The organism is Corynebacterium sp. SCR221107 (assembly GCF_027886475.1).
Lineage (GTDB): Bacteria > Actinomycetota > Actinomycetes > Mycobacteriales > Mycobacteriaceae > Corynebacterium.
This window is the reverse complement of sequence record NZ_CP115670.1, coordinates 82,803-98,668: the sequence shown is the minus strand read 5'-3', so window position 1 is coordinate 98,668 and position 15,866 is coordinate 82,803. Positions and strand designations below refer to the sequence as shown.

Sequence of the window (15,866 nt, the reverse complement as noted above, 5' to 3'; positions counted from 1 at the left end):
GACACCATTGTGCCCCATCGGTGGGCGCGCCAGCTGCTTTACTCCCTAGTCCCCAAGCCTGCCGCTGAGCCGCGCGAGGCGCTGGCTGCTGAGCGGATCCAGGCCGTAAATGGTGACGTTCACGCCCCGCTCGGCGAACTTCGCCTGCACGGCATCGAGGGTGGCCACCGTGGAGGCATCCCAGACCTGCGCCGCGCTGAGATCAATGACCACCGTGGTGGACGGGTCGGTGTAGTCGAAGGAATAGGCCAGGTCATTGGAGGATGCGAAGAATAGCTGGCCGGTCACGCGGTACGTGACGGTGCCCGCGTCCTCCCCATCGCGGGAGGTGCCCGTCTCCTTGGTTACCTCCACCACGTGCGCGACCCGGCGCGCAAACGCCACCATCGCCGCAACAACCCCGGCGATGACGCCGACGGCGAGATTATGGGTGGCCACCATACCCACCACGGTGACGAGCATAACCACCGTCTCCGACAGCGGCATGAGCTTCAACGTGCGCGGGTGCAGGGAATGCCAGTTCACCGTGGTGCCCGCGATCACCAGCATGACCGCCACCAGCCCGGCCATCGGGATGGCGCCGACCGCCTCGCCGAACAGCACCACCAGGATGAGCAGGAACACGCCGGTCAGCAGGGTCGACAGGCGGGTGCGCCCGCCCGCACCCTTGACGTTGATCATGGTCTGCCCGATCATCGCGCACACGCCCATGCCGCCGAACAGCGCCGAGGCGATGTTGCCCAAGCCCTGGCCATAGGACTCGCGGGTCTTATCCGAGTGGGTGTCGGTGATGTCGTCGACCAGCTTGGCGGTCAGCAGCGACTCCATGAGGCCAACCAGCGCCACGCCGAAGGCATAGGGGGCGATCAGCGTGAGCGTATCGAGTGTTAGGGGGACGTCGGGAAGCATCAGCCCAGGCAGCGAGGTGGGCAGCTCGCCCTTGTCGGCGACGGTGGGCACCTGCCACCCGGTCAGCAGCGCCAGCGCGGTGACCACCACGATGGTCACCAAGGGCGCGGGCACCACGTGGGTGAGCTTCGGCCACAGCACCATCACCGCCAAACCCGCCCCCACCAGGGGATACACCTGCCACGGGACCCGATAAATGTCCCCGAATTGGGCGGCAAACATCATGATCCCCAGCGCATTGACGAAGCCGGTCATCACGCTGCGCGGAATAAACCGCATGAGCCTGGCCACGCCCAAGGCGGCAAACACGAGCTGCAGAACCCCGGCCAGCAGCACCGCCGCCACCACGTAGTTCACGCCGTGAGAATAAGAAAGGGGCGCGATCACCAGCGCCACGGCGCCGGCGGCCGCGGAGATCATCGCCGGGCGCCCGCCGGTAAAGGCGATGGAGATCGCCATGATCACCGAGGCGTACAAGCCCACCTTGGGGTCGAGTCCCGCCACGATGGAAAAGCTCAAGACCTCAGGGATCAGCGCGAGCGCGACCGCCAGCCCGCCGAAGACCTCCCGGCGCAGGCGCGTGGGCGAGGAAAAGGCGAAGCGGAAGGAATCGACCACCCCGGTGGGTGGCAGCGGTTCCGAAGTGGCGTGCATGAGGGCTCCTTTTAACGGTCTCGTGTGGGCAACCGTTTGAGACTAGTCCAGCCCCGGCCCGCGCACCAACCCGAAAAAGCAAACCCCGCTGGTCGCGCTTTGTGAGCGCAGGCGGCGGGGTCAATTGGCGTTCGTTGGGCCGTGGGCGGGACATCCCCAGCCCTCCATCCGGCCCTAGTGTCCTTCGATGTGGCTGCCGTCGGCAGTAATCACCGGGAGCACGGACCAGCAGAAGTTGATCCACTTGTCGGTCTCCCGCCAGACATAATCCGGTTTGAAGATGGTCACCGGCTTGGTGTAGATCACCGCCGAGCGCACATCCACGCCAATCTTCGGCTTGGCCGGGTCGAGGTCCTCGTGCTCAAGGATGCGACAGACCAGGTCCAGGGTCTTGCCGGAGTCGGCGACGTCGTCGACCACGAGCACCTTCTTGCCCGCGAGATCGGAGGCGTCCAGGTACGGCGGCAGCAACTCCGGCTCGGGCAGGGTCTCGCCGATGGCGGTGTAGAACTCCACGTTGATGCTTCCCATGGCCTTCATGCCGATGGCGTAACCGATCGCACCGGCGGGGATGAGACCGCCGCGGGCCACCCCGATGATCAGGTCCGGCATCCAACCGGAATCAACGATCTGCTGCGACAGGTTGCGGCTTGCCTCGCCGAAGGTTTCCCAGGTGAGGTTCTCCCGATCCGGGTGGTACCAGTCGGGGACGAAGGTGGGGGCGGCATCGGTGGTGCTCACGGCGAAGGTCTCCTTTGTGGGGAACGAAAAGTATTGATTCAGAGTCTAACGATGCAACAAGCAGTTTCCTAGCTCCTGCTTTTCGACGCCTACGGTTCCCGCCTCAGGGCGGACCCCGAGGCACCCACTCGTGGTCAGTGTCCACCCTGAAATTTCACCTAATTTTCCCAGCAAAGCTTTTGCCTCCCCGCGATCAGGCCAACAATGGAAGTGGAATCCCCTCCCACCTCTAAGAGCTCGAAAAGGAGCACCAGCATGACCTCCGCAGCATGCGCCGTCGACCTCGTCAAAAGCTACGGCAGCGGCGACACCCTCGTCCAGGCCCTCGATCACGTCTCGGTGGAGTTCGAGAAGGGAAAGTTCACCGCCATCATGGGCCCGTCGGGCTCCGGCAAGTCCACGCTCATGCACTGCATGGCGGGCCTCGACGGCATGACCTCGGGCAAGGCGCTCATCGGCGAGACGGACCTCGCCTCCTTGAGGGACAAGGAGCTGACGAGGCTGCGTCGGGACAGGCTGGGCTTCGTGTTCCAGTACTTCAACCTCGTGCCCACGCTCACCGCGGTCGAGAACATCACCCTTCCCCTTGACATCGCGGGCAAGGCCGTCGATAAGCAATGGCTAAAGGAAGTGACCACCCGTCTGGGCCTCACCGACCGGCTCGACCACCGCCCGGCGGAGCTGTCGGGCGGCCAGCAGCAGCGCGTGGCGATCGCGCGGGCGCTCATTAGCAGGCCGGAGCTGATCTTCGGCGACGAGCCCACCGGCAATCTCGACTCGAATTCCTCGCGCGAGGTGCTCAACATCCTGCGCTCAGCGGTCGATGACCTGGGGCAAACGGTGGTCATCGTCACCCACGACGCGACGGCGGCCAGCTACGCCGACCGCGTCATCTTCCTCGCCGACGGGCGCCTGGCTGGCGAGCTCATCGATCCGACCGCCGACGACATCCTGCACATGATGTCGCAGATGGAAGGGGCGTAGGCCGCCATGAGAAAGCTTATTTGGCGCAACCTCGCGGCGCACAAGCTCCGGCTCTTCCTCACGGTGCTCTCGGTCGTTCTGGGCACCGCGTTCATCGCGGGCTCGTCCATGCTGACGGCGAGCATCGAGAAGAGCTTCACCGACATCGTCAGCTCCAGCTACTCCCAGATCGACGTCGTCGCCTCCTCGGACGAGCGCATCCCCATGAGCGACATCGACGCCCTGCGCGCCGACCCGCGCGTCGACGCCGTCGAGCTCAGCGCGGGCAACAGCTCCGCCGTCATCGCGGGCCCCGACGGCAAGCCGATCCAGACCGGCGGCGCCCCCTCGCAGGCCATGGCGCAGGCACCCGACGGCAAGTCGATCGGCGACATCGCCCAGCTTGTCGACGGCCAATGGCCGCTGACCCGCGGCCAGGCGGCGCTCAACCGCACCGCCGCCGAGCAGGGCACTATCAAGGTCGGCGACCAGGTCACCATGATCACCGCCCGCGGCCGGGAGACCTTCGCCCTCTCCGGCATCTACGACACCGACATGGCCGTCGGCGGCTTCGCCGGGCTCGTCATCCCGGAGGAGCAGTACCTTGAGAAGTTCGCCCCCGACGGCACCGTGGCCAGCGCCTCCATCGGGCTCAAGGACCACGCAACGGCGGGCGAGGTGCGCGACGCCCTAGCCAAGGAGCACCCCGGCTGGACGCTGCAGACCGGCACCGAGAAGGCCAACGACGAGACCAAGGCCATCAAGGACCAGCTCGCCTTCCTCAACTACTTCCTGTGGGCCTTCGGCGCGATCTCGCTGCTAGTGGGCTCGTTCATCATCTCCAACACCTTCTCCATGATCATCGCGCAGCGCCTGCGCGAGTTCGCGCTGCTGCGCGGCATCGGCGCCTCCCGCGGGCAGATCACCGGCTCGGTTCTCGCCGAGGCGGCGGTGGTAGGCGCCATCGGGTCGGTGCTCGGCATCTTCGCGGGCATCGGGCTCTCGCGCGGCATCATCGCGGTAATGAACGCCCAGGGCGTGGGGCTTCCCGACGCCGGGCTCGCGGTCAACACCACCGCCATCGTCCTCCCGCTCGTGGTCGGCGTGGTGGTCACCCTCTTCGCCGCCTGGGCCCCGGCGCGCCGCGCCGCCCGGATCCATCCGGTCCAGGCGATGCGCTCGGGCGATTCCTCGAGCAGCAACTCGCTGGTCGTCCGCACGATCGTCGGCCTCGTGCTCATCGGGGCGGGCGTGGTGGCGGCGGCCGTCGCCGCGCTCAACGCGGACATCGGTACCTCGAAGGAGCGGGCGATCACCGTGGGCGTGGGCGCGCTCGCTGTGGTACTCGGCGTGTGGTTCGCGGGACCTGCGATGTCGATCCCGTTCGTCGGCTCCATCGGCCGGGTGGTCGGCTGGCCGTTTGGCGCCGTCGGCAAGCTCGCAGCGACCAACTCGCGCCGCAACCCGCGACGGACCGCAGCGACCTCGTTCGCGCTCATGCTGGGGCTCATGCTGGTCGCCTCGATCGGCATGATGGGCGCCAGCATGCGCGACCAGGTCAACGAGTTGGTGGACAAGACGTTTACCGCGGACTACATGGTCACCGCCCCGCAGGACATGGGGATGTCGCTGCCGCAGGACGTGCCGGAGCGGATCGGCGAGGTCGAGGGCGTCGACCACACGGTCTCGCTGCTCCTGGCCCCGGTGTCGGTGCTCACCCCGCCTGATCCGAGCTCGCCCATGACCGATATGGGCGGCGTGATCGACGGCAGGGTGAGCGAGGCCGTCAACGTGTCCCTGCCCGACGGCAGCGACGACCTCACCGGGCGCGAGGGAGTGCTGCTTTCCAAGAGCAAGGCCGTCGATCACCCGGTGGGAAGCACGGTGCCCGTGTGGAACTTCGCCGGGCGCTCCGTCGATGTCCCGGTGGTGGGCGTCTACGAGGACAACCAGACGATCGGCCCGTACGTGTTGTCCAAGCAGTCCGCGCTCGAGCTGGTCAGCGAGAACGACCTTCAGCTTTTGAGCCTCATGGTGTACACCAACGGTGACACGAGCCCGGCGATGCGCAGCGCGCTGGAGGATGCCGTCGCGGACGACCTCGTCGTTCAGGTTCTCGATCGTGAGGATTTAAAGGGCCAGATCGGTAAGCAGATCTCCACGATCCTCAACGTGCTCTACGCCCTCCTGGCGCTGGCCGTGATCATCGCGATCCTGGGCATCATCAACACGCTCGCGCTGTCGGTGTCCGAGCGCCGCGCCGAGATCGGCATGCTGCGCGCGGTGGGCTTCCAGCGCGCGCAGATCACCCGCATGATCCACCTGGAGGCGATCGTCATCGCGCTCTACGGCGCGGTGCTGGGCTCGCTCATCGGGCTCGGCATGGGTTGGGCGTTTATCAAGACGCTCGCGGACACCGGCTTGGGCCACGTGACCGTGCCCTGGCTGCAGGTGGGGCTCACGGTGCTCGCGGCTGGCGTGGTGGGCCTCATCGCGGCGCTGTGGCCAGCGCGAAGCGCGGCGAAGACGAGGCCGCTGGAGGCGATCGCGGAGCTATAAAACAGGCGAAGGGGCAGCACCTGGGTGCTGCCCCTTCCCCTTGTGCGGTCCTAGACCAGCCCCGGGATCACGCCGTGCACGGCCAGCATGATTGCCAGCGCCACCAGCGGCACCACGATGGTCAGCACCGCGACGTCCTTGTAGGACTGGCGGTGGGTCATGTCGCAGACCAACAGCATCGTCAGCACCGCGCCGTTGTGCGGCAGCGAGTCGAAGCTTACCGACGCCATGGCGATCACGCGGTGGAGCAGCTCGACGTTCATGCCGCTGTCGTGCGCCATCTGGGCGAGCTGGTCGCCGAAGGCCTGCATCGTGATGGACAGGCCGCCCGACGAGGAACCGGTGATGCCGGAGATGACGCCGGTGGAGACGACACCCACGATGAGCGGGTTGTCGGAGACGCCGAACACGCCGTCGCGCAGCACGGAGAACACCGCGAGGGAGGCGATGACCGCGCCGTAGCCGACCTCGGAGGCCGTGGTGAAGGCCGGCAGGATGCCGGTCTTGGCGCCTTCGGACAGCTCGCCTAGATGCTTTTTGATGTCCTTCGGGTGCATGAGGATGATGACGATGATCGCGACGATGAGCGCGAGCGTCACCGACCACGTTCCCAGCAGGGCCTTGATGCTCGTGGCGCCGTACTTCTCGTCGGCGAGGTAGCTGAAGTCGAGCCACTTGGAGAAGCCGTAGACGAAGGAGAAGTTGACGGCCACGACCACGAGGATCGGGATGAGGCCTAGGAGACCTTCGACGGCAACGGAGTGCGAGCCCTTCGAGTGGTCGCCCTGGAAGATGTCCTCAGGCGTGGCACCCGCGGCGCTGCCGCCAGCCAGGCCCGCCTCGGTGGCCAGCACGTGCTCGGCGATCTCCTCGCGGTGGGAGTCGACGTCGGCGGAATCGGTGGCAAAGCCCACGCCAGCCTTGTTGAGCGAGCGCACGCGGTAGTTGAGCCACAGCATGCCGATGAGGAACATGAGCGCAGCGGAGATGAGGCCGAACACCGGCGCCGCGTAGGTATTGGTGCCGAAGTACTTCGTCGGGATCGCGTTGTGGATCTGCGGGCTGCCCGGCAGCGCCGCCAGCGCGAAGGTGATGGTTCCGAAAGCGACGGTGCCCGGCATGAGGCGCCGCGGGATGTCTGCCTGGCGGAACAACTCCATGGCGATCGGCATGATGGTGAACACCACCACCCAGGCGCTCACGCCGCCGTAGGTCAAAAGCGCCGTCGCGATCACGGTGGACATCATCGCCTGCTTCGGGCCAAACAGCGCGGAGATACCCCGGGCCAGCTTCTGCGCGAGCCCGCTGACCGTCATGAGGTGGCCGAAGATGGCGCCGGTGAGGAACAGCGGGAAGTAGTTCGTGAGGAACTTGCCCAGCGCTGGCATGAAGATCTGGGTGTAGGTGGCAAGCTGCGGGGCGCCGGAGAACAGCACCGCGATCGCGGCGGCCACGGGGGCGACGACCACCACGGAGTGCCCGCGGTAGGCCATGACGATGAGGAAGGCGAGGGAGATGAAGATCCCCGCCAGTGCGAGTGCCATGGGTACTCCTTTATCAACTTGGCTAGTATTTCAGCATGACTTCTGATCCAGGTTCGTCGTCACGATCGACCCGTGAGCTGATCCTCGAGTGCTCGCGCCGGTTGTTTAGCCAGCGCTCGTTCTCGCAGGTGACGATCAAGGACATCGCGGAGGAAGCCGGCGTCTCCAGCGCCCTTGTGATCAAGTACTTCATCAACAAGGAGTGCTTATTCGGCCAGACGATCGACTTCAAGGAATCGGCGCGACGGCTGTTCTCGGGGCAGTTTTCCGAGCTGGGGTACACAGCGGTGTACGAAACGCTCACCGCGCCCGCGGATGCGCCGTACTCGACCGTGCGCACCCTCGTGATTGGAAGCGGCGACGAGAACTCTCTCAAGTCCGTCGGCAAGAAGATCCAGGAGGACCTCAAGGAGGTCCTCGTCGACCGCATTGAGAGCGAGGCGCCGCAGCCGAACCCGCATCCGCAGATCAGGGCCCAGGCGGCGCTGTCGCTGATTATTGGTTTGTCGATGATGCGTCGCGTGGGGGATCCCAACTTCCGCGACTACCCGCGCAAGCAGCTGCTCGACTACTACGCGGGGCTGTTTCAGCAGATCGTCGACGGTGTGGCGTAGCGGTGAACGCTACGCCACACGCAACAAGGTGCTACGCCACACGGAGTGAGGAGATACACCACACGCAACAAGGTGCTACGCCACACGGAGTGAGGAGATACACCACACGCAACAAGGTGCTACGCCACACGAGGCAAAGAGCCTAGGCCCCGCGCACCTCGTTGATGATGACGGAGAAGTCCTCCCCGCCGTGCCCGTCGGCGGCCAGCTTCTCGTACTGGTCGGCCACGATGCGGCCCAGCACGGTCGCGGTCTTGGTGGACTCAGCCGCCTGCATCGCTAGGCGCAGGTCCTTGAGCATGAGCGCGGTGGCAAACCCCGGCTTGAAGTCGTTGTTCGCCGGTGAGGTCGGGACCGGACCAGGTACCGGGCAGTTCTTAGTCAGCGACCAGCTCGACCCGGTGGCGTTGGAGACCACGTCGAAGAACACCTGCGGGTCCACGCCCAGGCGCTCAGACATGACCATCGCCTCGGACAGGGCGACCTGCTGGATGGCCAGGATCATGTTGTTGCAGGCCTTGACCGCCTGGCCGTTGCCGAGCTCGCCGCAGTAGGTGATGGAGCGGCCCATGGCCTCGAAGAGCGAGCGGTGCTCGCTGAAGGTGGCCTCGTCGCCAGCGACCATGAAGGCGAGCGTGCCCTCCTGGGCGCCGAAGATGCCGCCGGAGACCGGAGCGTCGATGAAGCGGAAGCCAGCGTCGGTCAGCTCCGCGCCGATCTCGCGGGCGGCGTCGACCGCGATGGTGGAGGAGTCGATGAACGTTGTCCCCTCCGCGACCTCGGGTCGCGCCTCGGCGATGACGCCGCGCACCAAGGCGTCGTTAGGCAGCATCGTCATGACCACGTCTGCGCCGCGTGCGGCCTCGGCCACGGTGTCGCAGACGTTAATGCCTGCCGCGCGGGCTGCCTCCTTGGCGGGCTCAGCCACGTCGAAGCCTGCGACCTCGAAGCCGTTCTTGACCAGGTTGGCTGCCATCGGGCCGCCCATGTTTCCCAGGCCGATGAATGCGATCTTCATGCGTTTTCTCCTTCCAATGAGTTTCTGCGAACCCGATTCCCCTGAACCAGTTACTTCATCACCGGCATGGTGAAGTCCGCGGTGGACTCGGCACCATCGGGCCAGCGGGAGGTCACGGTCTTGGTCTTGGTGTAGAAGCGGAACGCATCCGGGCCGTGCTGGTTGAGGTCGCCGAAGGCGGAGGCCTTCCACCCGCCGAAGGTGAAGTAGGCGATCGGCACCGGAATCGGCACGTTGATACCCACCATGCCCACCTCCACGCGGGCGGCGAACTCGCGGGCGGCGCCGCCGTTTTCGGTAAAGATGGCGACACCGTTGCCGTAGGCATGCTCGTTGGGCAGGCGCAGGGCCTCCTCGAAGGAGTTCGCGCGGACCATCACCAGGACCGGGCCGAAGATCTCCTCGGTGTAGATGGACATCTCCGGGGTGACCTTATCGAATAAGGTCGGGCCGATGAAGTAGCCGCCGAGCGCCTCGCCCTCGAACTCGCGGTCGGACAGGTCAAGTCCGCGGCCGTCGACGATGATCTCGGCGCCTGCCTGTACGCCCTCCTCGATGAGCCCGTTGACGCGGTCGAGCGCGGACTGGGCAACCAGCGGGCCGTAGTCAACGCCCTTCTCCAAGCCGTGCCCCACGCTGAGGTCAGCGATGCGGGCGGCCACTGCGTCGCGCAGGCGATCCGCGGTCTCCTCCCCGACCGGAACTGCCACCGACAGCGCCATGCAGCGCTCGCCGGCCGAGCCGTAGGCAGCGCCGACGATGGCGTCTGCTGCCGCATCGATGTTGGCGTCCGGCATGACGATGACGTGGTTCTTCGCACCGCCGAAGCACTGGGCGCGCTTGCCGGTGGCGGCGCAGCGCTCATAGATGTACTGCGCGATCGGGGTGGAGCCGACGAAGCCGACGGCCTTGATCACCGTCGAATCGAGGATCGCGTCCACGGCCTCCTTGTCGCCGTTAATCACGTTGAAGACGCCCGCCGGGCCGCCCGCCTCCACAAACAGTTCCGCGAGTCGAACCGGGACCGAGGGGTCGCGCTCGGAGGGCTTGAGCACGAACGCGTTGCCCGCAGCCAGCGCCGGGCCCGCCTTCCACAGCGGGATCATAGCCGGGAAGTTGAAGGGGGTAATGCCGGCAACCACGCCGAGCGGCTGGCGCATGGAGTAGGTGTCGATGCCACCGCCGACGTTGGTGGAGTACTCGCCCTTGAGCTGGTGCGGGGCGCCGAGGGCGAACTCAAGGACGTCGGTGCCGCGGGCAATGTCGCCGTGGGCATCGTCGAAGGTCTTGCCGTGCTCGAGGGTGATGGTGCGTGCCAGCTCGTCGCTGTTTTCCTGGATGAGCTGCATCCATTTGTTGATGATGCGGATGCGGCGCTGCGGGTTCATCGCGCCCCACGCGACCTGCGCCTGGCGGGCGTTGTCGATGCAGGCATCGACTTCTTGCTTGGAAGCCAGGGAGACATGCGCCTGGACCTGGCCAGTTGCGGGGTTGTAGACGTCGCCGTGACGTGCGCTCTCGCCGGTCAGTTCGCCGCCGATGAAGTGGGTGATGTGTCGCATGTGTGCCTCCTTGATTGTGCGCGGCGGCAGCGATTCAGTGACCTTGCCCACCGCCCTTACTTTGTGGTGTCTTGGCTCACATTCTGCCGAGCGCGCTCGGTTGTTTTCAAGGAGAAACACTTCGGTGAACGCCATTTACCCCACTGCCCCAAGGTCGAAGGCCGCAGGTTCCGCGGCGGCGGGGGTAGAAAAAGTAACGGCGATCACTCACACCGCGTGGCTTTCGCTCACGCACCTGCCCCCAGCTCTCGGCTCTCGCCCACCTCAAGGCGCACGGCCTCGCGCACAAGCCCGTGAGTTTCCAAGCCGCGCAGGATGTTCGTGGCGATCGCGAGCCCGTCGGCATTGAGCAGCCCATCGTGGATGCCAATGACCACATCCGGCCGAATCGCTGCCACATAGTCCATGAGGTCGACAGACCGCAGCCACGGCGCGTCCATCGGCGTTACTAGGCATTCCACTGTCCGCTTGCCGACGTCCACATGCTCGTCGCCGGTCACCAAAACCTTGTCGGCAACAAGGTAGCCGCGGTTGAGCGGCCCAGAATGTACCGGATGTATGCGGGCATGCACGTCGCCGAATACTTCGACATCCAACACGCCGATTCTCAGGCGCTGGCCGGTCTCGGCCACATGAACCAGCTCGCCTTCCAGCACCAAGCGGTTTGCGGCGTCGGCCGGCAACCACAGCGGGATCCCGGCCTCCAACGCTTGGGCAAGCTGGGACGGGCGCACATGATCGGGGTGATCGTGGGTGATAAGGATGGCATCGACGCCATCAAGGCTAACTTCCGGCCCCAAAGAGCCCGGATCACACAGGAGGTTCGTTTCGATACCCTCCGCGTCAACGCCACGAATGGACACGCAGGCGTGGTGGTGCTTGGTCAGCGTCAAGCGCACGGGGGATAAAGATTGTATCGTCATGCCATAAGAATGCCAGACATCGACTCCTTGGCGGCGAAGGCGTCGACAGAGGCCACGACGACTGCGGCGCGGTGAACGTCGGAAAGCAACAACGATGCGCAAAGCCGGCAGGTTGAAACGCGGCATGGCGCACTCACACAGCCTTTAACGATAGGTGTAGCGCCCCTGGCTGACATGTGCCCACGCCACGGGCAGCTGCTGCTTGTAATAGGGCCAGCTATGCACGCCCACCTCGTGATAATCAAAGGTGACATTGCCGCTCATCAGCCCCTTGGAAACCAACGAGTCCTCGAGCTCGCGGGTGCAGGTATACACCATCTTCTCTAATACGATGTTTCCGAATAGCTCCTGAAGCCCCTCTTCGCGCGCTGAATCAACATCCGCCTGCGTGGCGGCTCCCGTGGCCGAATAGATATAGGTGCGCATGCCCGCTATACCCGCCGGGTTAGCGACGACATCGTTGCGGATGCGCTGCGGGGTGATATCGCGGCCCCACATGAGGTCCGGGTTACCGCCCGTCGCACGCGGAGCGAGGTTAAACAGCTCACGTCCGGAGGTACTGACCGGCGAATAACATCCGGACACAGAAAAAGTTCCCACGAAGCGCTCGGGGTACAGGTTGGCCAGCCGCACCGCGGCCGAACCACCCATCGACAGCCCACCAATGTAGCGCTCCCCGTTGAAGGCGATTCCCGTCGCGGAATCCTCCACAACCACGGGCAGCTCCTTGATGAGGAAGGTCTCCCACATGGATCGTCCCAGGTAGGGATCGGTCTCGTTCCAGTCGGTGTAGTTAGTTCCTCCGGCCTCCACCGGCATGATGGCGGTGACATGCTCGTTGGCGAGCGCCCCCTGGACATCACCCTTGCGCAGCCAGCCGGACTGCACCGGCGCGGAAACCCCGTCGAGCAAATACAGCATCGGCGCAGGTGTCGTACGATCTTTGGGGTACTGCACCTGAACCTGAACCACGCGACGCATAGCCGGCGACTCGATCCACAAACGCTCGACGTCGAAGCGCTCGTCTTTTTCCCGCTTAATCAGACGCGGCTGCGCAAAATCCTGCTCTTTGTCGGGCGTGTACTGTGTTTGCTCGCCCCACAGGTTCCACAGCGGGAACTGCTTCCACGGGGTCGCCGTGTGTATCAACGCGTAAAAGTTGTTGAGATCCGTGCCTACGTTCGGCTGTTGCGACCAGGCGAGCAGCGCCTGCGAGGAAGCGTCGAAAGCCACCTCAGAGCTCGTGTCGGAGCTCGTCTGCGCGCTTGCTAGGCCGGTGCTTACCGACGCTACGCTGGCGGCCGCAAACGCAACGCTTATCAGGATCTGGGCTACTTTTCGCATGGATCTTCCTCGTATGTGGTTGTGAGAGTGTCGCGCAGAAAAAGCAATTGTACACAACCCTCGGACCGAGTCTTCATCTTTGGACCCCGCAGGCGGAAATGCCGCGGTTATCGTCGCGACCAGTGCGCACCTCGCCACTGGCGTTTTCACCTTAGACGACGCCCTTCCCTCACCCCCTCGCAGGTAGCAGAAGGTGAGCATTCTCAACCACGGGCATACTGCCCAGATGCGTGCCGGTTGCATCGGCACGCATGTGGGCACTGGAATGCGCGCTCATCGTCTAGGCGTGCCTGACTTACCCGACTTACCCGGCGTTTCACGAGGTCACGCGGGGCGGGAGCGTGGCGGGCAGCTTTTCGGCTGGCCGATCCTCACCGTTCTCGCGGTGCTCTACCGCACAGGGCGCATGAACCGTAGGCGTCGAAAAGCACAAAAGCAAGCCCACGCAACAGTTTCAACAACAAGGTAGAACCGATTCCGCTTCCGTGCTTGAATGAAAGTTAATTTGCCCCTGAGAAGGAGTCGCTCATGTTTGATCGACTGAATTTTGTTCGTGTTCGGCTTCTCGTCGCCCTCATGATGCTCTGCGGCGCAGCCACGATCCTCGCTCCGGTCTCGCAAGCCACCCCGCAGGCCCCGGCTCAAGCTCCGACGATGATTGTTCTCGATGCCTCCGGTTCTATGGCAAACGCCGATGCCCTTGGAACCACCCGCATGGAGGCCGCCAAGAGCGCCGCCCGCGATGTCTTCGCTAGTGTCGGCGCCGCTAGCCCGCTCGGACTCGTCGTATACGGAAGCTCGGTCCCGGAAGTCGCCGACGAGCGTGAGGCTGGCTGTGCGGACATCAAGGTCATCGCTGCCCCAAGGACCGGCCCGGTGGAGGCTCTCAGCCAAGGCATCGACGCCGTGACCGCCTCCGGCTACACGCCCATTGGCAACTCTTTGAAGGTCGCTGCTGAACAACTGCCCGACAGCCGTGGCTCCATCGTTCCCGTCTCCGACGGCATCGACACCTGCGCGCCACCACCAGCCTGCGAGGTAGCAGGCCAGCTTCGTGCCACCGGCCTCGATGTCACGGTGCACACCATCGGATTCAAAGTCGATGATGAGGCACGGGCCGAGCTGCAATGCATCGCGGCCGCCACTGGCGGAACCTACGCCGACGCCGGCGATGCTGCAACCCTTACACAGCAGCTCAAGACCCAAGTCACCCGGGGTATCTCCGCTTATGACGTGCAGGGTACACCGGTGAGCGGCGGCTTGACGTGGCAGGATGCAGTCTCCATTGAACCTGGACAGTATGTGGATGCGATCCGCTCCACCGGTACGAGTGAATTCATAGCCCTCGACTCCGCCGAACAAGCCAACGAAGAGACATACCGGTGGTATCGGGTCCACCTCGACGATGGCGAACGGCTTCACGTCGCCGCCTCGGTGATCGTTCCCCAGGAAGCAGCCAGCCCCGTCGACAAACTTGATCTCCTTCGACTTCGCGTGGGCTCATGTCCCCCGAGGGCGAGGTCTGCAGCCTAGTCGCCGAAGGCAGCGTCTCGGATCACCGCGAGGCGCAGGCGGTTGGGCAAGACATTTACCTCAGCCCACCTACCGCTACTTACTCCACTGGCAGGATGCACAAAGACCGGGATAACAACGGCTGTTGGGACGAGAAAAATACCAGCGGCGACCTGCTCGTTGGGGTTACTCGCGAGGGAAGCTCCTTCGCTGATCAGGCCTTGCCCCTGGAACTGCTGGCTAGCATCGAGCCCGACGTCACCGACAATGGGGACACTCCCACGGAAACCGCCCCCGTGGAGCAACCGCCATTAGCGCAGGCAGCCGAACCCATACCGGTCGAGGCCGGGTTTGAGTTTCGCGGGCGCACGAGCGCTCAGTCCAGGCGCCGTGGTGGCAGACATCGTCCCCGGTGAGGCTCATTTCTTCAAGGTACCCGCCGATTACGGCCAAACATTGCGAGTCAACGCCACGGTCGCAATTGACCGCCCCCTCACGGCCCCCGAGGGCAGCAATGACTACATGCCAAAGCTTTCGCTTCGGATGAGCAACCCCAACCGCGAGCCGATCCGTGTAAATTCCAACTCCTACGCCGCCACCGCCGCGGAACCGAACGCAACCTTAAACATCGCCACCCCCGGCCCCATCGTCTACTCCAACCGCATGGGTGGAAACCTTGACACCCGAAGCAACTATCTCGGCGGCGATCAGTACGTCATCGTATCCTTGGCCCCGGTCCTAGGACAGCTCGATGACCGCGCCACACCGGTTCGCTATGTGCTCACCACCGAGGTAGCTGGCGATAAGATCGTCGGACCGACGTACGCCTCCGCACCGCGTGCGACAACTGCCTCCGCCCTGCCCACCACAAGCGCAGAAAACACCACTGCTCTCCCGGAGGAAGACAGCGGAAACGGAAACAAAGCCGCACTCATCGGTGGCATCATCGCCGCAGTAATCATCTTGCTGGCGATCATCATCTTGGTTTTGAGAAAATTCGGCGCCCGAAGACTCGACTAAGAAAACCCACCCTAGCTACGCACCGATTGCCGCGCAGACGGCACGACCATCACCGCCCGAGTCACACGTCGATGTTGAGTTTTGTGCTGGGGATGTTTGGTAGTGGGGTGTTTGCTTTCCGAGGGTTTCAAGTCACCGGTCACCATGGTGTTGTGGGTCTAGGTGGGTTTGTTGGTGCCTGGGGTGGATAAGTCGTGGGTTGTGGAAGTTGGGAGGGGTCAACAACGTTTACGTGGTTGATTCTTGGGCTTGCATTTTTGGCTGGGGGGTGTGCGGGTGGGTATGCGAAAAAAAGGGCCCTCACCGAGTTGTGTTCGGTGGGGGCCCTTTTTTTGCTTTTTTGAAGTTTTAGTGTCGGCGGTGACTTACTCTCCCACACCCTCCCGGGTGCAGTACCATCAGCGTGATTGGGCTTAGCTTCCGGGTTCGGAATGGGACCGGGCGTGTCCCCAATGCTATGACCACCGACACGTGTTGTTGGAACTATAGGTTGTTTGTTGGTG

Annotated in this window: 13 protein-coding genes and 1 rRNA gene; 6 read left to right on the top strand and 8 right to left on the bottom strand. The window is 64.3% G+C overall.

Going from position 1 to position 15,866, the window contains the following annotated elements:
* Positions 1 to 45: 45 nt before the first annotated feature.
* Positions 46 to 1,563, bottom strand: a complete 1,518-nt coding sequence (locus PAB09_RS00475) for a SulP family inorganic anion transporter (RefSeq protein ID WP_271034167.1) — start codon at positions 1,561 to 1,563, stop codon at positions 46 to 48.
* A 174-nt stretch (positions 1,564 to 1,737) separates the two neighbouring features.
* Positions 1,738 to 2,304, bottom strand: a complete 567-nt coding sequence (locus tag PAB09_RS00470; RefSeq protein ID WP_271034166.1) for a phosphoribosyltransferase — start codon at positions 2,302 to 2,304, stop codon at positions 1,738 to 1,740.
* Between the two features lie 204 nt (positions 2,305 to 2,508).
* Between PAB09_RS00470 and PAB09_RS00465 the strand changes: the two genes are divergently transcribed.
* The gene (locus PAB09_RS00465) at positions 2,509 to 3,288 is read left to right on the top strand and encodes an ABC transporter ATP-binding protein (RefSeq protein ID WP_442873679.1); all 780 of its coding nucleotides are present in this window, start codon (positions 2,509 to 2,511) and stop codon (positions 3,286 to 3,288) included.
* A 6-nt stretch (positions 3,289 to 3,294) separates the two neighbouring features.
* The gene (locus PAB09_RS00460) at positions 3,295 to 5,826 is read left to right on the top strand and encodes an ABC transporter permease (protein ID WP_271034164.1); all 2,532 of its coding nucleotides are present in this window, start codon (positions 3,295 to 3,297) and stop codon (positions 5,824 to 5,826) included.
* Positions 5,827 to 5,876: 50 nt separating this feature from the next.
* Here the strand turns inward: PAB09_RS00460 and PAB09_RS00455 are convergent, their stop codons facing one another.
* Positions 5,877 to 7,370, bottom strand: a complete 1,494-nt coding sequence (locus tag PAB09_RS00455) for a GntP family permease (protein ID WP_271034163.1) — start codon at positions 7,368 to 7,370, stop codon at positions 5,877 to 5,879.
* Positions 7,371 to 7,405: 35 nt separating this feature from the next.
* Here PAB09_RS00455 and PAB09_RS00450 point away from each other — a divergent pair, with 35 nt between their 5' ends.
* Positions 7,406 to 7,984: a TetR/AcrR family transcriptional regulator gene (locus tag PAB09_RS00450; protein WP_271034162.1), complete on the top strand. Its 579-nt coding sequence runs from the start codon at positions 7,406 to 7,408 to the stop codon at positions 7,982 to 7,984.
* Positions 7,985 to 8,126: 142 nt separating this feature from the next.
* On the opposite strand, the gene mmsB is transcribed toward PAB09_RS00450, so the two are convergent.
* The 4 genes from mmsB to PAB09_RS00430 all read right to left on the bottom strand — a co-directional run bounded on the left by mmsB (position 8,127) and on the right by PAB09_RS00430 (position 12,831).
* Positions 8,127 to 9,107 (bottom strand): 3-hydroxyisobutyrate dehydrogenase, encoded by a 981-nt coding sequence (gene mmsB, locus PAB09_RS00445; RefSeq protein ID WP_271035220.1) that lies wholly within the window; start codon positions 9,105 to 9,107, stop codon positions 8,127 to 8,129.
* A complete protein-coding gene (locus PAB09_RS00440) occupies positions 9,053 to 10,564 on the bottom strand; it encodes a CoA-acylating methylmalonate-semialdehyde dehydrogenase (RefSeq protein WP_271034161.1) in 1,512 nt (503 codons plus the stop codon). Before PAB09_RS00440 ends, mmsB begins: the two co-directional genes overlap by 55 nt.
* A 227-nt stretch (positions 10,565 to 10,791) precedes the next feature.
* Entirely contained in the window at positions 10,792 to 11,487 is a 696-nt protein-coding gene (locus tag PAB09_RS00435; RefSeq protein WP_271034160.1) for an MBL fold metallo-hydrolase, read from the bottom strand.
* Positions 11,488 to 11,631: 144 nt separating this feature from the next.
* Entirely contained in the window at positions 11,632 to 12,831 is a 1,200-nt protein-coding gene (locus PAB09_RS00430; RefSeq protein ID WP_271034159.1) for an alpha/beta hydrolase, read from the bottom strand.
* Between the two features lie 528 nt (positions 12,832 to 13,359).
* Between PAB09_RS00430 and PAB09_RS00425 the strand changes: the two genes are divergently transcribed.
* The 3 genes from PAB09_RS00425 to PAB09_RS00415 are packed head-to-tail and all read left to right on the top strand — an operon-like array spanning position 13,360 to position 15,363.
* Entirely contained in the window at positions 13,360 to 14,364 is a 1,005-nt protein-coding gene (locus tag PAB09_RS00425) for a vWA domain-containing protein (protein WP_271034158.1), read from the top strand.
* Positions 14,334 to 14,759 (top strand): hypothetical protein, encoded by a 426-nt coding sequence (locus PAB09_RS00420; RefSeq protein ID WP_271034157.1) that lies wholly within the window; start codon positions 14,334 to 14,336, stop codon positions 14,757 to 14,759. The genes PAB09_RS00425 and PAB09_RS00420 overlap by 31 nt, the downstream gene beginning before the upstream one ends.
* The gene (locus tag PAB09_RS00415; RefSeq protein ID WP_271034156.1) at positions 14,737 to 15,363 is read left to right on the top strand and encodes a hypothetical protein; all 627 of its coding nucleotides are present in this window, start codon (positions 14,737 to 14,739) and stop codon (positions 15,361 to 15,363) included. Before PAB09_RS00420 ends, PAB09_RS00415 begins: the two co-directional genes overlap by 23 nt.
* 352 nt (positions 15,364 to 15,715) lie before the next feature.
* On the opposite strand, the gene rrf is transcribed toward PAB09_RS00415, so the two are convergent.
* Positions 15,716 to 15,832: ribosomal RNA gene (rrf, locus tag PAB09_RS00410) — 5S ribosomal RNA — on the bottom strand.
* Positions 15,833 to 15,866: the final 34 nt, after the last annotated feature.

Excerpts from the sequence above, each read along its gene's own strand:
- PAB09_RS00430 (WP_271034159.1), bottom strand. The coding sequence starts at position 12,831 with ATGCGAAAAGTAGCCCAGATCCTGATAAGCGTTGCGTTTGCGGCCGCC.
- PAB09_RS00450 (WP_271034162.1), top strand. The coding sequence starts at position 7,406 with ATGACTTCTGATCCAGGTTCGTCGTCACGATCGACCCGTGAGCTGATC.
- PAB09_RS00425 (WP_271034158.1), top strand. The coding sequence starts at position 13,360 with ATGTTTGATCGACTGAATTTTGTTCGTGTTCGGCTTCTCGTCGCCCTC.
- PAB09_RS00465 (WP_442873679.1), top strand. The coding sequence starts at position 2,509 with ATGGAAGTGGAATCCCCTCCCACCTCTAAGAGCTCGAAAAGGAGCACC.
- PAB09_RS00420 (WP_271034157.1), top strand. The coding sequence starts at position 14,334 with ATGTCCCCCGAGGGCGAGGTCTGCAGCCTAGTCGCCGAAGGCAGCGTC.
- PAB09_RS00435 (WP_271034160.1), bottom strand. The coding sequence starts at position 11,487 with ATGACGATACAATCTTTATCCCCCGTGCGCTTGACGCTGACCAAGCAC.
- PAB09_RS00475 (WP_271034167.1), bottom strand. The coding sequence starts at position 1,563 with ATGCACGCCACTTCGGAACCGCTGCCACCCACCGGGGTGGTCGATTCC.
- PAB09_RS00460 (WP_271034164.1), top strand. The coding sequence starts at position 3,295 with ATGAGAAAGCTTATTTGGCGCAACCTCGCGGCGCACAAGCTCCGGCTC.
- PAB09_RS00440 (WP_271034161.1), bottom strand. The coding sequence starts at position 10,564 with ATGCGACACATCACCCACTTCATCGGCGGCGAACTGACCGGCGAGAGC.
- PAB09_RS00455 (WP_271034163.1), bottom strand. The coding sequence starts at position 7,370 with ATGGCACTCGCACTGGCGGGGATCTTCATCTCCCTCGCCTTCCTCATC.